Source organism: Salinimicrobium oceani, from assembly GCF_012037645.1.
Genome location: NZ_JAAVJR010001446.1, coordinates 1 through 307, shown reverse-complemented (window position 1 = coordinate 307; position 307 = coordinate 1). Strand labels below are relative to the sequence as shown.

1 protein-coding gene is annotated in these 307 nt (G+C 41.7%); it reads right to left on the bottom strand.

Translation table 11 applies throughout. The features are described from left to right. Nucleotides 1-47: 47 nt before the first annotated feature. Nucleotides 48-307, bottom strand: a 260-nt coding sequence (locus HC175_RS22570) for a 3-oxoacyl-[acyl-carrier-protein] synthase III C-terminal domain-containing protein (protein ID WP_317172399.1), incomplete at its 5' end; no start/stop codon positions are given.

The following is a 307-nucleotide window of genomic DNA, read 5'->3' as shown; positions in this document are numbered from 1 at the left end:
CAGATTCTGAATTTCTTTTAAATCCATAATATTTAGTGTTGGGTGTTTTAAGAATTATAAGCCCATTTTAGATAGACAGAGCCCCAGGTGAACCCTCCTCCAAATGAAGCGAATATAAGATTATCTCCTTTTTTAAATTGTTTTTCAAAGTCATTCAATAGCAGCGGCAAGGTAGCGGAAGTTGTGTTCCCGTAACGCTGAATGTTCATAAGTACTTTGGAATCTTCCAGACCCATTCGGCTGGCAGTAGCATCAATGATGCGGCGGTTAGCCTGGTGAGGCACCAGCCAGTCGACATCTTCATTGG